Origin of the sequence: Planococcus massiliensis (assembly GCF_000821325.1) — a bacterium.
Lineage (GTDB): Bacteria > Bacillota > Bacilli > Bacillales_A > Planococcaceae > Planococcus > Planococcus ruber.
The window spans coordinates 1,356,293-1,371,595 of sequence record NZ_CCXS01000001.1 but is presented as its reverse complement, the minus strand read 5'-3'; the positions used below and the strand labels follow the sequence as shown (position 1 = coordinate 1,371,595).

General features: G+C 47.8%; 15 protein-coding genes and 1 other annotated feature. Of the genes, 3 read left to right on the top strand and 12 right to left on the bottom strand.

The annotated features are described in order from the left end of the window. Positions 1-6 precede the first annotated feature (6 nt). From rsmB to BN1080_RS06555, 8 genes are all read right to left on the bottom strand, one after another. Complete coding sequence (gene rsmB, locus BN1080_RS06590; protein ID WP_052651182.1) at positions 7-1,350, bottom strand: 16S rRNA (cytosine(967)-C(5))-methyltransferase RsmB; 1,344 nt, start codon at positions 1,348-1,350, stop codon at positions 7-9. Further along, positions 1,347-2,279: a methionyl-tRNA formyltransferase gene (gene fmt, locus BN1080_RS06585; RefSeq protein ID WP_052651181.1), complete on the bottom strand. Its 933-nt coding sequence runs from the start codon at positions 2,277-2,279 to the stop codon at positions 1,347-1,349. The genes rsmB and fmt overlap by 4 nt, the downstream gene beginning before the upstream one ends. Next, positions 2,276-2,788 carry a peptide deformylase gene (def, locus tag BN1080_RS06580; protein ID WP_052651180.1) on the bottom strand — a complete coding sequence of 171 codons (513 nt, stop codon included), beginning with the start codon at positions 2,786-2,788 and terminating at the stop codon, positions 2,276-2,278. Before def ends, fmt begins: the two co-directional genes overlap by 4 nt. A gap of 18 nt (positions 2,789-2,806) precedes the next feature. Continuing rightward, positions 2,807-5,203 carry a primosomal protein N' gene (gene priA, locus BN1080_RS06575; protein ID WP_052651179.1) on the bottom strand — a complete coding sequence of 799 codons (2,397 nt, stop codon included), beginning with the start codon at positions 5,201-5,203 and terminating at the stop codon, positions 2,807-2,809. After that, positions 5,193-6,398, bottom strand: coding sequence for a bifunctional phosphopantothenoylcysteine decarboxylase/phosphopantothenate--cysteine ligase CoaBC (gene coaBC / locus BN1080_RS06570; protein ID WP_052651178.1), 1,206 nt, complete (start codon positions 6,396-6,398; stop codon positions 5,193-5,195). The genes priA and coaBC overlap by 11 nt, the downstream gene beginning before the upstream one ends. A gap of 74 nt (positions 6,399-6,472) precedes the next feature. After that, positions 6,473-6,697, bottom strand: a complete 225-nt coding sequence (rpoZ, locus tag BN1080_RS06565; RefSeq protein WP_052651176.1) for a DNA-directed RNA polymerase subunit omega — start codon at positions 6,695-6,697, stop codon at positions 6,473-6,475. After that, positions 6,697-7,317, bottom strand: a complete 621-nt coding sequence (gene gmk / locus BN1080_RS06560; RefSeq protein ID WP_052651174.1) for a guanylate kinase — start codon at positions 7,315-7,317, stop codon at positions 6,697-6,699. Before gmk ends, rpoZ begins: the two co-directional genes overlap by 1 nt. 1 nt (position 7,318) lies before the next feature. After that, complete coding sequence (locus BN1080_RS06555; RefSeq protein WP_052651172.1) at positions 7,319-7,579, bottom strand: extracellular matrix/biofilm biosynthesis regulator RemA family protein; 261 nt, start codon at positions 7,577-7,579, stop codon at positions 7,319-7,321. Positions 7,580-7,709: 130 nt separating this feature from the next. Between BN1080_RS06555 and BN1080_RS06550 the strand changes: the two genes are divergently transcribed. The 3 genes from BN1080_RS06550 (at position 7,710) to BN1080_RS06540 (ending at position 11,059) form a co-directional block, all read left to right on the top strand. Then, complete coding sequence (locus BN1080_RS06550; RefSeq protein WP_052651170.1) at positions 7,710-9,374, top strand: Rqc2 family fibronectin-binding protein; 1,665 nt, start codon at positions 7,710-7,712, stop codon at positions 9,372-9,374. A gap of 138 nt (positions 9,375-9,512) precedes the next feature. After that, the gene (locus BN1080_RS06545; RefSeq protein WP_052651168.1) at positions 9,513-10,361 is read left to right on the top strand and encodes a transporter substrate-binding domain-containing protein; all 849 of its coding nucleotides are present in this window, start codon (positions 9,513-9,515) and stop codon (positions 10,359-10,361) included. Between the two features lie 20 nt (positions 10,362-10,381). Beyond that, entirely contained in the window at positions 10,382-11,059 is a 678-nt protein-coding gene (locus BN1080_RS06540; RefSeq protein WP_052651166.1) for an amino acid ABC transporter permease, read from the top strand. A 72-nt stretch (positions 11,060-11,131) separates the two neighbouring features. On the opposite strand, the gene BN1080_RS06535 is transcribed toward BN1080_RS06540, so the two are convergent. The 4 genes from BN1080_RS06535 to BN1080_RS06520 form a co-directional block, all read right to left on the bottom strand. Further along, positions 11,132-11,533: a VOC family protein gene (locus BN1080_RS06535; RefSeq protein ID WP_052651164.1), complete on the bottom strand. Its 402-nt coding sequence runs from the start codon at positions 11,531-11,533 to the stop codon at positions 11,132-11,134. A 69-nt stretch (positions 11,534-11,602) separates the two neighbouring features. Continuing rightward, on the bottom strand, positions 11,603-13,288 hold the full coding sequence (gene argS, locus BN1080_RS06530; protein ID WP_052651162.1) for an arginine--tRNA ligase: 1,686 nt from the start codon (positions 13,286-13,288) through the stop codon (positions 11,603-11,605). 49 nt (positions 13,289-13,337) lie between these two features. Then, positions 13,338-13,542: a binding site (T-box leader), on the bottom strand. Between the two features lie 66 nt (positions 13,543-13,608). Further along, positions 13,609-13,887 (bottom strand): hypothetical protein, encoded by a 279-nt coding sequence (locus BN1080_RS06525; RefSeq protein ID WP_052651160.1) that lies wholly within the window; start codon positions 13,885-13,887, stop codon positions 13,609-13,611. A 33-nt stretch (positions 13,888-13,920) separates the two neighbouring features. Then, positions 13,921-15,243: a D-serine ammonia-lyase gene (locus tag BN1080_RS06520; protein WP_052651158.1), complete on the bottom strand. Its 1,323-nt coding sequence runs from the start codon at positions 15,241-15,243 to the stop codon at positions 13,921-13,923. Positions 15,244-15,303 lie beyond the last annotated feature (60 nt).

Here is a 15,303-nt window from a genome sequence, read left to right as displayed (position 1 = left end):
TGTGAATTAACTTGTTTGCGTTTTGCGGAAAGCGGAAATGAAAAATCCATCTCCTCCAAAATCCTGCGGGAATACCTGGACAAACCCGGAATTTTTCAACCCCAGTGCTTCCGGCAGGGAAACTTCCATTTTTTCCATGTATGGATGTTCTTTCAAGAAGCGTTCAGCCGTTCCCCGATTTTCAGTCGAATCGACTGTACAAGTGCTGTAGACGAGAATGCCGTCTTTCTTCAGCAGCTGCGCAGCTTGGTCCAATAAGTCGGCTTGGATATCCTGAAGCCGTGAAAAATCATCGGCTGTTTTGGAATATTTGATATCCGGCTTGCGTTTGATGACGCCAAGCCCGCTGCAAGGAGCATCTACCAAGATCCGGTCAAATTGCTCCGGTCCAAAACGCTCCACGCTTTTCTTGCCATCTCCGGCAGCTGTTTCGATAATCGAATGGCCTAAGCGTTTTGCTGTTTCATCAATCAATTTCACTTTATGCGGATGGAGATCCATGGCAAAAAGCTGCCCTTGGTTGCCCATCTTTTCAGCGATATGCGTCGTTTTCCCACCAGGGGCGGCGCACATATCGAGGATCTTCATGTTGGGCCCCGCTTGCAGGGCATAAGCCGGCAGCATGGAGCTCTCGTCTTGAATCGTGATAAACCCTTTTTCAAAAGTCAGGCTCTTCGCCGGCTGTCCGTTTGATACGATGAGGCATTCCGGCACTAGCGGGCTTTGCACAGCATCCAATCCTTCAGAAACGAGCATTTCGATCACTTCTTCCGGTGTCGCTTTTACGGTATTGACTCTGACCGTCTGTGCCGGTATTTTATTGTTTTCCAATGCCATTTCACGCGTTTTTTCGAGGCCGAACTGCTCGGCCCAGCGTTTGATCATCCACTCAGGATGGCTCGTCTCGATGGAAATTTTCTTAACCGGATCACTGATCGCATTAACTGAACGGACGCCGTCGCGCTGAACGGAACGGAGAACGCCATTTACTAAGGAAGCGACTCCTCCGTGGCCGCGCCGCTTGGCAATTTCCACGGCTTCGTGGACGACTGCATGCGACGGAATCCGGTCCAGGTAAACGATTTGGTAAAGAGACAGCCTTAAGAGGATTTGGACCCAAGGCTCAATTTTCCCTTTGATAAACGGCTCCAAATAATAATCAAGCGTCATTTGATGCTGTAAGGTGCCGTAGGTGATTTCCGTCAGCAGGCCCCGGTTTTTCGCTGAAATGCCGTAATTTTCAAGGGTTTGATGCAAAAGCAGGTTGCTGTATGCCTGTTTGTTCTCAACTGCCCAAAGAATCGAAAAAGCGGCATCCCGGACATTGCCGTGAAGTTTTTTGTTTTTCATTCGAATCGATCTCCTACCTGGATTTTCGGTCCTTTTAAATAATCTTTCGCGGACATCCGCTTTTTGCCAGCAGGCTGGAGTTCGGTAATGGCAAGAATTCCTTCGCCTGTCTGCACCAAAATTGCTTCATTGGCCAATTCGACCACTTCTCCGGGTTTGCCGCTTTTCGAAGAATCGGCTTCTTCGGCCCACCAAATTTTCATATTAGCATCTTGGAATGTCGTATAAGCGACCGGCCAAGGGTGCAATCCGCGTACTTGGTTGTAAATCGCCTGAGCCGATTTTGACCAGTCAATGCGTTCCTGCTCCCTTGAAATATTGCGGGCAAAGGTCACTTTTTCTTCCTCTTGCGGTATGCGCTTATTCGTTCCTTCTATAATAGAAGGCAAAGTTTCTTTTAACAGTTGGGTGCCCGCTTCACTAAGCTTTTCGAACATCCGGCCGGTATGGTCCGTTTTTTCGATTTCAACAGCGGTTTGGGAAATGATGTCGCCTGCATCCAAACGGTCGACCATATACATGATCGTTACGCCGGTTTCCGTCTGGCCATCGATAATCGCCTGATGAATCGGGGCACCGCCGCGATATGCTGGCAGCAATGATGCGTGGACATTGATCGCTCCGAGTTTCGGCGCTTCTAAAACGGCCGTCGGCAAAATCTGGCCAAATGCAGCCGTGACGATCAAATCCGGTTTCAAATCCAGTACATGCTGCAGCTCTTCCGGATTTTTTAGTTTTTCCGGCTGATATACGGGCAGCCCTAAACGAACGGCTTCTTCTTTTACCGGAGTCGGCGTCAAAACTTTTTTGCGTCCGACTGGACGGTCAGGCTGAGTTACCACTGACACCACTTCATACCCTTCTTCTACAAGCATGCGCAGGATTGGGGCAGAAAATGCCGGAGTCCCCATAAAGACGATTTTCGTCAAATCTGTTCCTCCTCTTCAGCTGCCGCTTCTGCAATCATGGCATCCAATTCTTCTTGAGTCACGTATTTGGAAATTTTCGAGGTGAACAAAATGCCGTCCAAATGGTCAATTTCATGCTGGATGGCACGTGCTTCGTAGCCTTCAGCTTCCAGTTCGTACCAGGAGCCGTCGCGTTCCTGCGCTTTGATCTTAATATGGTCCGGGCGCGATACTTCACCGAAAATTCCAGGGAAACTGAGGCATCCTTCGACGTCCGTATCTTCCCCTTCAAATAACACAAGTTTCGGGTTAATCATTTCGATCGGTTCCTGGCCTTCTGCAAAATCCACGATGGCTACGCGCAAATTCACGCCGACTTGCGGTGCTGCAATGCCCACGCCGTCGTTTTCAACCATTGTTTCATGCATATCATCCAATAAAACCGCCAATTTCTTGTCAAACTTTGTCACTGGCAGGCATTTCTGTTCAAGGATTTCGTTCGGGTGTTTCACTATATCTCGGATTGCCATTTTGTTCTCTCCATTTCTTTACATGACGGAAGTCGGATTCATATCGATTGCTAAGGTCGCACCTTTTTTAATCCATTCTGAGCGGTAGATTTTAATCAACTGCTGCATGACTTCAGCCAGCTTCGGTTCTTTTTTGTATTTTATCAAACATTGGTAGCGATATCTATTATTGACACGGGCGATCAGCGAGGCTGAAGGGCCGATAATCAACGTATTTGCTGACAGCTGCCCCTTTAAATAGCTCACCGTTTGCTCCGCATAGGATGCTGCTGTCATCAAGTCTTCATGGGTAAACTGGATATTCACGACGAAATAATAAGGCGGATAGCCGCTTGCTCTGCGCATGGCCATTTCGCGGTCATAAAACGGTTCATACAATTGGTCTTTCGCCAAAGTGATCGCATAATGCTCCGGTGTATAGGATTGCACAATAACCGTTCCCGGCAAAACATCCCGCCCTGCTCTCCCGCTGACTTGCGTCAACAGCTGGTACGTCTTTTCTGCAGCCCGGAAATCCGGCAAATGAAGCGTTGTATCCGCGGATAACACGCCGACTAAAGTAATATTCGGGAAATCCAGCCCTTTTGCTATCATTTGCGTGCCGAGGAGGATGTCCGCTTTTCCTTCGCCGAATGCGGAAAGGATTTTTTCATGAGCGCCTTTATTGCGTGTCGTATCGACGTCCATCCGGAGAACCCGGGCTTCCGGAACTAAACGCGCCAGCTCTTCTTCCACTTTTTGGGTGCCTGTTCCGAAAAAGCGGATATGTTCGCTTTCGCATTCCGGGCACGTGTGGGGCACCGGCTCATCGTATCCGCAATAATGGCATTTCATCATTTCCGTAGACCGGTGGTACGTAAGCGAAATGTCGCAGTTCGGACATTGCATGACTGTGCCGCAGTCCCGGCACAGCACAAACGAAGAATAGCCGCGTTTGTTCAAGAATAAGACGATCTGCTCTTTCCGTTCGAGCCGCTCCCGGATCGCTTCTGCGAGCGGTACAGAAAACATCGAACGGTTGCCGCTTCGAAGCTCTTCGCGCATATCGACGATTTCGACTTCGGGAAGCGGCTGATTTTTCGCTCGCTGCTCGAGCACCAAAAGTTCGTAGACCCCTTTTTGCGCACGGGCATAGGATTCCAAAGAAGGCGTGGCGCTGCCCAGTATGACCGGGCATTGATGGTATTCACTGCGCCAAATGGCCACATCGCGCGCATGGTAGCGCGGCGAGTCGTCCTGTTTATAGCTGGATTCATGTTCTTCATCCAGAATGATTAAGCCGAGGTTGCGAAAAGGCGCAAAAATGGCCGATCTGGCACCGACCACCACTTTCACTTCGCCGCGCTGGATTTTCCGCCACTCGTCGTATTTTTCGCCAGCCGACAATCCGCTGTGCAGAACCGCGACCATATCGCCGAAACGTTCTTTAAAGCGCAGCGTCATTTGCGGCGTCAACGAAATTTCAGGCACCAGCATGATCGCTTCTTTGCCTTCTTTCAGCACTTGGTCGATGGTCTGGAGATAAATTTCCGTCTTTCCGCTTCCCGTGATGCCGTGAAGCAAGAACGTTTTGGAAGTACTCAGCGACCCGTCGATTGCATCAAAAGCAATTTGCTGCGCATCCGTCAGCTGCAAGGAAGGCTTTCGTTCGATTTCCGACTGCAATTTCGGATCCCGGTAAAGCTCTTCATTATTGATGATAGCAGCCCCTTTTTCGACCAAACTGTAAATTGTCGGCAAAGTGGTGCCGGCATCTTTTTGCATCTGGGAAGATTCGATGGATTTTCCCAAATTCTCTTTCATATAGTCCATTAACTTCAGCTGCTGTTTCGCATTCGGCCGGATTTCAATCGATTCCAATGTTTCAAGCGAATCTGTGATGTGGATCATCCGGACTTTTTTCACAGCAGTCTGCTGGGAAATATCCGTGTCTGCGACAATCGTGCCTTTTTCCAGTTCTTTTTTCAATAACCCATAGACTTCGACAGCTTCCTGGGCGCGGACAAATGGCCGCTTGCCAAAATAGGCCTGCAAAGGCGCCGCAATTTCTTCGATCGGTGCATTCAGCACAAAACGCTTTTCGTATTTTGCCCGGAGCGCAGAAGGAATCATCACTTGAAGGGCATCAATTTCAAAGCAGACGGTCTGCTTTTTCATCCATTTCGCCATGTCCAACAATTCTTCATTGAGCACCGGCACGACGTCCATCAATTCATGGATCGGCTTTAAGCGCGCCGGATCAAACGCTGTCGTATCTTTTATCGCGGTAATGAACCCGAGGACTTTGCGGTTGCCAAATGGCACTTTCACCCGCATGCCCGGTTCAACTAAAACTTGCAAGTGTGCAGGAATGGCATAATCGAATGGCCGGTCAATGGGATGTGCGGCGACGTCGACAATGACTTCAGCGATCATGGCGCTCTTCCTGTTCATGGATCATCGCTAAAAGTTGGCGTGCCAGTTCTGCTTTCGGCATCATTTCAAAGGACTGTTCAAATCCGCCTTTGCCGTAGACAGTCACCCGGTTTGTATCGGATTCAAAGCCCGCCTGCGCTTCACTGACATCGTTCGCAATGATATAATCGGCATTTTTTCGCTGAAGTTTGTCTTTAGCGTATTTTGCCACATCGTTTGTTTCCGCCGCAAAACCGATCAATAATTGATGGGTTTTCTGTCCACCCAAATAATGCAGAATATCGACCGTCCGCTCCAGTTCAATTGTTGAGCCGCCTTCTTGTTTCTTCATCTTTTGGGGATGCACGGCAATTGGGCGATAGTCGGCAACCGCTGCCGTTTTAATGACCATATCCGCATCATCGAAATGCAGTTTGACAGATTCCAGCATGTCTGCTGCACTTTCCACGGAAATCCGGGTAACTCCATTTGGCACTGGCAAGGAAACAGGGCCGCTGATCAAAATCGTTTCAGCTCCCATTTGCGCTGCCGCTTCGGCCATGGCATAGCCCATTTTGCCGCTTGAGAAATTCGTCAAGAAACGTACAGGGTCTATCCGTTCTCTTGTGGGACCTGCTGTCACGACCACTTTTTTGCCTGCCAATGGTTTAGGGGCGGCAAAAAAATCTGCAACCAGCGCGGTAATTTTTTCAGGCTCTTCCAGACGCCCTTTTCCAACATAGCCGCATGCCAAAAAACCTTCAGAAGGTTCGATGAAGCGCACACCGTCTTCATGAAGCTGCTGAATATTGCGTTTAACTGCCGGATGGTCGTACATATGGACATTCATCGCCGGTGCCATCCAGATAGGAGCCGTGGCTGCGAGCAACGTCGTTGTGACCATATCGTCGCCGATGCCATTCGCCAGTTTGCCGATGACATTGGCTGTTGCCGGAGCCACGAGGATCAAATCTGCCCAATCCGCTAAATCGATATGGGCGATGACTGATGAATCTTTTTCGTCGAATGTATCAAAATAGACATCGTTTCTCGACATCACTTGAAAAGATAAAGGCTGGACAAATTGGCGGGCTGATTCGGTCATGATCACTTTGACGGAAGCTCCCGCTTGGGATAGCTTGCTGACAAGCGCAACCGCTTTATAAACGGCGATCCCTCCGCTTACACACAATAGAATTTTACGATTTGCCAACAATATAAACACCCTTTCTAAACAACAAACTCCCAAAGAACAAAGTTGCTCTGGGAGTCGTCGGTTACGATTAATCGTTAAATTTCATCTTCATAAATTGCAAATTCATCTTGGTGTTCCGGTTTTAGGGCTCCGGCAGCGACTTCTTCAAGCGCTCTGCCGACGGACTTATGGGAAACGTATTTATCGAGCTTTTCGTCGCCGTGTTCGTGCAATTGGCGTGCCCGCTTAGAAGCAAGCGCAACCAGTGAATATTTTGAATCGATTTGAGTTTTTAGTTTGTCAACAGAAGGGTATAACATCAGGCATTCTCCTTTAGCATATCAAAATATCTTTTTTCAACACGTTCACGTTTGCAATGTTCTGCGATGATGATGGCATTGATGCGGTCACAGGCATGTTCAACTTCATCGTTTTCTACAACATAATCGTATAAGTTCATCATTTCAAGTTCCTGGCGGGCAGCCCCGAGACGCGAAGCAATCACTTCGTCCGTTTCTGTGCCCCGGCCGATCAGCCGCTCTTCCAGTTCAGACAAACTCGGAGGCGCCAAGAAAATGAAGAGGCCATCCGGCACTTTCGAACGCACCTGCGCCGCTCCCTGCACTTCAATTTCAAGAAATACATCCCGGCCGGCATCGCGCATTTTATTGACGTACTCAAGCGGTGTGCCGTAATAATTGCCGACAAACTCAGCCCATTCGAGCAGCTGGTCCTGTTCGATCAATTCTTCAAACTCATTGCGGGTTTTGAAGAAATAATCGACTTCATCCACTTCGCCTTCGCGCGGCGATCTCGTCGTCATCGAGATGGAATATTCATAATTTGTATCCGGCTGTGAGAACAGCTCTTTCCTGACGGTGCCTTTGCCGACACCCGAAGGCCCTGATAGTACAATCAGAAGTCCGCGTTGTTTTCTCATTTTATCCCTCATTCATCTCGTCATCGTTTTGTTCTGCCCGCTGCATGACGGTTTCTGCAGATACTGCGGAAATCACCACATGATCACTATCCATGATCAATACGGACTTGGTCTTTTTTCCGCCAGTAGCATCGACCAGCAACCCTTTGCTGCGCGCTTCCTGGATCAGCCGCTTCGACGGTGCGGAATCCGGCGCGACAATAGAGATTATGCGACTTGCCGAAACGGCGCTGCCGCCTCCCAGAGAAATGAACTTCACCATTTTCTTCACTCCATCACCGCCATTTGCAGCTGATCATTCTTCTTCGTTTTCTATCTAACTGTCTTATTATATCATAATATGCGGTGAAAATGATAAGATAGAACAAAACGATTTGAAAGAGGGATTTTTCATGGCATTTGATGGATTATTTACAAAAGCGATGACAACAGAGCTTCAGCAGCTGGTGTCAGGCAGAATTTCAAAAGTTCATCAGCCTAATCAGCTAGAACTGTTATTGCAGATTCGTTCACAGCGGCAAAACCATAAATTATTAATCTCCATTCATCCTTCCTATTCGCGCATCCATCTGACAGGCATGGCAAATGTCAATCCATCGGAGCCGCCGATGTTTTGCATGCTGCTTCGGAAACATATTGAAGGCGGCGTGATTACAGAAGTCGTCCAGCACGAAATGGACCGGCTGATCATTTTAAAGATCAAAGCAAAAAATGAAATCGGTGATGATATCGAACGCGAACTCCATGTGGAAATGATGGGCCGCCATTCGAACGTCATTTTGGTCGATGCAGAGCGCATGATGATTCTCGACAGCTTGAAGCATTTGCCGCCGAGCGTCAATTCGTTCCGCACGATTTTGCCGGGACAGCCTTATGTTTTCCCGCCTTCCCAGGAAAAAAAGGATCCTTTTGGCGCAGCTGGGCAATTGGGTGGACTAACTGAAAAAGAAATTGTCAGCGAGTACGCCGGATTTTCTCCGTTGAATGCACGGGAACTCCATTACCGGATGGCGCAGGCAGACGATAAGCAAAAAGCGGCTGAAGAATTTTTGGCTGCGTTTTCCGCGCCTAAGCCTCTTGGCTATTATGTAGAGCACGAAGGAAAAAGTTATTTTTCTGCTGCATCGCTTACCCATACCGGCGGCACTGAGCTTCGGTTCGGAAATTTAGGCGAACTCCTGGACCGCATGTATTTTGCGAAAGCGGAGCGCGACCGGGTCAAACAGCAAGCCGGCGATCTGGAGCGCTGGCTTCAGAACGAAGTGGCAAAGCTGAAACTGAAATTGAAGAAATTGAAGAAAGAACAAGACCAAGCGGAAAAGCGGGATTTATTGCAATTAAACGGTGAATTGATCATGGCGAATCTCCACCGGATCACAAAGGGCATGAAGGAAATCGAAGTGGACAACTATTATACAGATGAAAAAGTGAAGATCACTTTAGATCCGCGGAAAACGCCGATCGAAAATTCCCAAAAATACTATTCCCGTTACCAGAAAGCCAAAACTGCGCTCGTCAAGACGCAAGAGCAGATTGAAAAAACGGTGGACGACATCAATTATTTTGAAACGCTGATGCAGCAGGTCCAGCAAGCAGGCATTTCCGATATTGAAGAAATCCGCGAGGAACTCGCAGAGCAAGGATTCATGAAAGCCCAGAAGTCGAAGAAAAAGAAAAAACCGACCAAGCCTTCCGTCGAACCGTATGTATCCAGTACAGGCGTGCCGATTTCCGTCGGAAAAAATAATAAACAGAATGACTACGTGACTTTCAAAGTGGCGTCAAAATCCGATACATGGCTCCATACGAAAGACATCCCGGGTTCGCATGTCATTATCCACAGCAGCGACCCGGATGAAACGACGATTCTTGAAGCGGCGGCCATCGCCGCTTATTTCAGCAAAGCCCGCGAGTCTTCTTCCGTGCCGGTTGACTACACTGAAGTGCGCCAAGTGAAGAAGCCGAACGGTGCAAAACCGGGATTTGTCATTTATTTCGAGCAAAAAACAGTCTTCGTCACACCAGACGAAGACCTGGTCATTAAATTAAAGAAATAAGTTTGTCCGACCGCAGGCATTAAACGCCTGCGGTTTTTTATATGTTCCGATCTTCCATTAATTGGACAAACAGACAAATTGCCCAAACTTCTTGAACATGCTATCTTTTATAGGAATGACAATTAGGAGGAATACATAATGTTGAAAGCGTTGACACTGAAGAACGGAATGGCCGCTATTGGCGTCCTTTCCCTTGGATTGCTCGCTGGCTGCAGCAGCAGTGACCAAACGGAAGAAACAGCGGAAACGAAAAGTGCCTGGGACGAGATACAGGAGAAAGGTTCGCTTAAAGTGGCGACTTCCGGCACGCTTTTGGCCACTTCTTTCAGAGATGCCGAATCCAATGAACTGACGGGATTTGAAGTGGAAGTCGTACGGGAACTTGGCGAGCGTCTCGATTTGGAGGTTGAATTCACGGAACTGGGGTTCGATGAAATGTTGACGAGCGTCAACACCGGACAAATCGATATGGCAGCGAACGATATCGAAATCTCCGAAGACCGCTTGGACAAATTCATTTTCTCCACGCCGATCAAATATTCGTATGGAACGGCTGTCGTGCGAAAAGATGACCTGTCAGGCATCAAAACCCTGGAAGATTTAAAAGGGAAAAAAGCGGCTGGCGCTTCCACCTCGATTTATATGGAAATCGCGCGTGATTACGGAGCCGAAGAAGTGACTTACGACAATGCAACAAATGAAGTTTACTTGCGCGACGTCTCTATCGGCCGGACGGATGTCATCTTAAACGATTACTACCTCTCCACTTTCGGGGTTGCGGCCTTCCCGGAGCTGAACATCACCATCCATCCGGATATTAAATACAGCCCATCTGAAGTCGGGTTGGTCATGAATAAGGACAACGAAGAATTGGCGGACAACGTGAATCAGATGTTGGAAGAAATGCTTGAAGACGGCACCATTTCCGAAATCTCTGCTGAGTTTTTCGGCGGAGCCGATGTCTCCGTCAAACCCGATATTGAATAGGCACGCGAGGAGGATATTGAATGGCTGACATCGAATGGGGCTTGCTGTTTGACCCGCAGCTTGCGATCGAGTCTCTTCCTTACGTCTTGGAAGGAATCTGGTACACACTATTGATTTCACTGGTGAGTATGGGCCTCGCTCTTATCATCGGATTTTTCCTGGCACTTGCAAGAACTTCGAAATTCAAGATTCTTGAATGGCCAGCCCGCCTCTACATTTCCTTTATGCGCGGAGTACCAATTTTGGTTATTTTGTTTTTGCTCTACTTCGCGTTGCCCGTCATCGGCATTGAGTTTTCAGCATTGCAGGCGGCGCTTATCGGCTTTACCATCAACTGCGCTGCTTATATTGCAGAAGTTTTCCGCTCTTCCCTCGCTTCTGTCGACAAAGGGCAATGGGAATCTTCCACGGCGCTCGGCTTGAGCTATTGGCAGACGATGCGGCGCATCATTTTGCCCCAATCGGTCCGCATTGCGGTTCCGCCGCTTTCCAATGTGTTTCTCGACCTCATCAAAGCCTCTTCCTTGGCTGCGATGATAACCGTGCCGGAAGTTTTCCAGAAAGCGCGGATTGTCGGAGCGCGTGAATACGATCTCTTAACGCTCTTGATCTTAGTCGCTTTAATCTACTGGGCCATCTGTTCAGTGATGACCGTTTTCCAAAATTACATGGAAAAGCGCTATGCAGACTACTTGTAAGAGCAGTAGAAGAACGAGAAAAAATGCCTGGAACATTCTGTTGGATAACAGACGTTCCAGGCATTTTTGTTGTCAGCTTTCCGGCATATACACGACTTCCCGAAGATGGCCATCGAGGTCCTGGAAGCTCCAGCCATACATATACTCATCGTCCATTTTATCGTTCGAAACAGCGCCGCCTGCTTCAATGGCTTTTTCGACCATTTCGTCCACTTCTGCTTTGCTGTCTGCAGAAATGGCCACAATGACTTCAGTGGATGCTGCGGAATCCGTTAATTGTTTTTTCGTAAACTTTTGGAAAAACGGTTCCACCAATAACATGACATACATGTGATCGCCAATAATCATGCAGCTGGCATTTTCATCAGTCATTTCATCATTAAAGCCAAATCCTAATGCGCTAAAAAAGTCAACCGACTTCTGCAAATCCTTCACCGGCAAATTAATAAAAACATCCTTCACTTTTCTGGCCATTTTATCCCTCCTTTCCGATTTGATCATTCAGTGCTTTTATTCGCCGAAAATCATCCGAACCCATTATTTTTACATCTGTTCAGGCGCACCGATGCCAAGCAGCTTCAACCCTTCTTTCAACACAATGGCGGTGGATGAAACCAAGGCCAATCTGGTTCCCAATTCCTCATCTTCCTCTAGAATTTTCACATGGCTATAATATTTATTGAAATCCTGCGCCAATTCGATCAGAAATTTAGCGATGGCTGAAGGTTCATTGTGATGGAAGCTTTTTTCAATGACGTCCGGGAACTCCAGCAACCGCTTCACCACTTGCCAGCTATACGCATCATCCAAGCCCTCAATCGGCCCATGATGGCCGCCCGCTTTCCGCAAGATTGAGCAGGCACGTGCATGCGTATACTGGACGTACGGTCCGGTTGCCCCTTCAAAACGAAGCATATCTCGCAGCGAAAACTCCACATTCGTCATCCGGTCGTTGCGGAGATCGTGGAAAACCACGGCGCCGACCCCAACCATCTCAGCGACTAGCTGCTTTTCTTTCAAAGCCGGATTTTTCTCCTCAATATTTTTTGCTGCCAGCCCAATGGCTTCTTGCAGAACTTTTTCCAGCAGCACAAGGCCGCCTTTTCTGGTCGACATTTTCTTGCCATTTTTCAAGATAAATCCGAACGGAATATGCTCCATTTCGTTTGCAAAGGAAAAGCCCATCTTTTGCAAAGCCTGAAAAACCTGCTTGAAATGCAAAGTCTGTTCCTGGCCCACCACATACAACGCTCTAGCGAATTGATAGTTTTCATGACGGTATAAAGCGGCTGTCAAATCCCGCGTCGCATAGAGAGTGGCGCCGTCCGATTTTCGGATCAATAGCGGGGGCATGCCTTCCGCTGTCAAATCCACCACTTCAGCCCCGGCAGAAGCACTCAATAAATTCTTTTCGGCCAATAAAGCAATCGTCTTCTGCATTTTATCGTTGTAGAAAGCCTCACCGTCCAATGAATCAAACGACACGCCAAGCAATTGATAGATCTTGTTGAATTCCTGCAGCGATTCTTCTTTAAACCAAAGCCAGAGCCTGCTAGCCTCTTGGTCGCCGTCTTCTAATTTCTTAAACCAGCTTCTTGCTTCCTCGTTTAGCTTCGGATTCTTTTCTGCTTCCTGATGAAACCGGACGTAAAGTTCCAGCAATTCCTTGATGGGCTCTTTTTGCACCGCGCTTTCTTCTCCCCATTGTTTGTAGGCAACGATCAATTTGCCGAATTGCGTCCCCCAGTCTCCCAGATGATTGATTTTCACTGTTTGATAGCCGCATTTTTCAGCGATTTTCGCGAGCGAATTGCCGATGACCGTTGACCGTAAATGCCCCATGGAAAAAGGTTTTGCAATATTGGGGGATGAAAAATCGATGACGATATTTTTTCCGTTTCCGAATTCATGTTGCCCATACGTGCTGCCTTTTGCCATAATCTCTTCAATGACAGCTTTGCTTGCCTCTTTCTTTTGGAAAAACGCATTGATATAGGCGCCGTCTGCCTGTACTTTTTCGAATGACGGATGGCTGATAAGCGGTGCAAGTTCTTCTGCGATTTTGCTTGGTGCTTTCCGCATTGTTTTGGCTAGCGCAAAACAAGGGAAAGCTAGGTCGCCTTGCCCTTCGAATTTCGGCTGTTCGATCAGCCGTTGGATGTCGGTTAAATCCAGTTTCCCCTCGATTTTTTCATCGATGGCCATTGCAAACACTGCTGAATTTTTCATGCTCTCTCTCCTTTTCAAAAACAATAGAAAAATCCCGCCTCTAAATAAATTTAGAGACGGGATTCCCGCGGTACCACTCTGATTGCCCAAACAGGCCAGCTTAAAAAGATAACGGATTCCTCCGACTGCACCCTACTTTCATTTCAGGGAGTTTCTCAGAAGTGCGCTTCATTTTGAATTCGGCTATCAGGCTCCCACCACCCCTGACTCGCTGCCGCTCCCTTCAAAACTACTCTCTTCATCACAGAATTTTTTGGTTATTTTTGTTATTCTAAGCGAAAACCGGAAAAGAGTCAAAGTTATTTTGGAATTTTTTCGATTTACATCTTTAAAGAGTCCACGTAGTTTTTAGCATCTAATAAGGACAGGCCAAGATATTCACGCGCCAATTTTACGGCTTGTACATCTTTCCCTTGGGCCAACAGCTCACGAAGTTCTGCATCGACTTTCGGGTCTTCAACAGGCCCGCCTTTCCTTAAAGCGTCTATGGTTTTCCGCATAGCGGCCATCTGCTTTTCCATCGTTTTAAACCGTTCGTTCACCGAAGCGTACAGCAACAGCATCGCTGCCAACACCACTCCTACTATCAGGATATTCATTCCATCTCCACCTTTCGATTTCAAAAAAACCCATTACAATAGTTTTTTGCCTTTTCCGTAAAATTGCACTCGTTCATGTTCCGGTACGAGTGCTCCTCCCGTAGCCCAGACAATATGGACGGCTTTTGATTCGTCTATTTCGTGCTTCTGCAAGTAATCGGTTTTCACTAATTCGGTTGGCCCCCATAGCCCTGCAGCTGCTGAAGGCTCGATGAAGACCCCTTCACTGTCAGACAAAAGAGCCAACCCTTTAAACAGCTCTTCATCTTCAATTGTATAAATGCCGCTGACAAGATGTTCACTAATGGAAGAAGCGAAACTGGATGGGCGTCCTACCGCTAAACCGTCCCCTTCTGTCCGGTTGTCTATGCCGAAGTCCTGGACACAGACCCTTTCTTTTTCACCGGTAGCCAAGCCGATCAGGACCGCCGGCGAATGCGTCGGTTCCACAAAAAAGCAATGGACGGCATCGCCAAAAACCTGTTTCAGGCCGAACGTGATGCCGCCGGGCGCACCGCCGACGCCGCAAGGCAAATAAACGAATAGGGGATGTTCGCGGTCAACCCTGACATTTGCTTGAGCCAATTGTTCTTTTAAATGAAAAGCCGCAACGCTGTAGCCAAGGAACAACGGCTTTGACTTTTCATCATCTACAAAATAAGCTTCCGGATTTTTCCGTGTCTGCTCTCTGCCTTCTGTAATGGCTTCGCTAAAATCACCTGAAAATTCATGGACGATGGCACCTTTTTGCCGAAGCAATTCTTTTTTCCACGGCTTCGCATCTGCCGACATATAAACCGAAGTCTGGAATCCAAGCTTCGCTCCCATGATGCCAATGCTCAATCCCAGATTTCCAGTGGATCCGACGCCGACCGAGTACTGGTGAAAAAATTGAATAAACTCATCTCCAAGGAATTTCTCATAGGAATCCTTTTCAGCTAAAAGCCCTGCATCCATCGCCAAATTTTCTGCGTGCTGCAAAACTTCGAAGACGCCGCCGCGCGCTTTCACCGACCCTGCGATCGGAAGCTCACTGTCGCATTTCAAATATACATCACCGCGGACGGTTGCCGAACTCCGCTCATTTAACGCCTTTTTCATTTCCAATATTCCCCTCATCGGCGATTCAATGATCCCATCTCTTGTTTCAGGAAAAGCTTTTGCAAGAAACGGGGCAAAACGTCCCCATAATTTGGCGGCTTGCTCCATGTCTTTTTTAGAGACAGAAAGCGGCGGGAATTCCTCCACTTTTTTCAGTTTTGGATTTTGCCAAAAAAGCGGCTCCAAAGACATCGCTTTCTCCACTACCGGAAAATTTCGCTGCCATTCATTGAGTTGCTGTTGGGTAAAAGGCATAAAATCGTCCCTCCTTGTTGTTTAGACCATAACAAAAAACAGCTGAAAAATCATGAGTTT

Bases quoted from the DNA above. Each gene is read 5' to 3' on its own strand.
- rsmB (WP_052651182.1), bottom strand. From the start codon at position 1,350: ATGAAAAACAAAAAACTTCACGGCAATGTCCGGGATGCCGCTTTTTCG.
- def (WP_052651180.1), bottom strand. From the start codon at position 2,788: ATGGCAATCCGAGATATAGTGAAACACCCGAACGAAATCCTTGAACAG.
- priA (WP_052651179.1), bottom strand. From the start codon at position 5,203: ATGATCGCTGAAGTCATTGTCGACGTCGCCGCACATCCCATTGACCGG.
- rpoZ (WP_052651176.1), bottom strand. From the start codon at position 6,697: ATGTTATACCCTTCTGTTGACAAACTAAAAACTCAAATCGATTCAAAA.
- gmk (WP_052651174.1), bottom strand. From the start codon at position 7,317: ATGAGAAAACAACGCGGACTTCTGATTGTACTATCAGGGCCTTCGGGT.
- BN1080_RS06555 (WP_052651172.1), bottom strand. From the start codon at position 7,579: ATGGTGAAGTTCATTTCTCTGGGAGGCGGCAGCGCCGTTTCGGCAAGT.
- BN1080_RS06550 (WP_052651170.1), top strand. From the start codon at position 7,710: ATGGCATTTGATGGATTATTTACAAAAGCGATGACAACAGAGCTTCAG.
- BN1080_RS06545 (WP_052651168.1), top strand. From the start codon at position 9,513: ATGTTGAAAGCGTTGACACTGAAGAACGGAATGGCCGCTATTGGCGTC.
- BN1080_RS06540 (WP_052651166.1), top strand. From the start codon at position 10,382: ATGGCTGACATCGAATGGGGCTTGCTGTTTGACCCGCAGCTTGCGATC.
- BN1080_RS06535 (WP_052651164.1), bottom strand. From the start codon at position 11,533: ATGGCCAGAAAAGTGAAGGATGTTTTTATTAATTTGCCGGTGAAGGAT.
- argS (WP_052651162.1), bottom strand. From the start codon at position 13,288: ATGAAAAATTCAGCAGTGTTTGCAATGGCCATCGATGAAAAAATCGAG.
- BN1080_RS06525 (WP_052651160.1), bottom strand. From the start codon at position 13,887: ATGAATATCCTGATAGTAGGAGTGGTGTTGGCAGCGATGCTGTTGCTG.
- BN1080_RS06520 (WP_052651158.1), bottom strand. From the start codon at position 15,243: ATGCCTTTTACCCAACAGCAACTCAATGAATGGCAGCGAAATTTTCCG.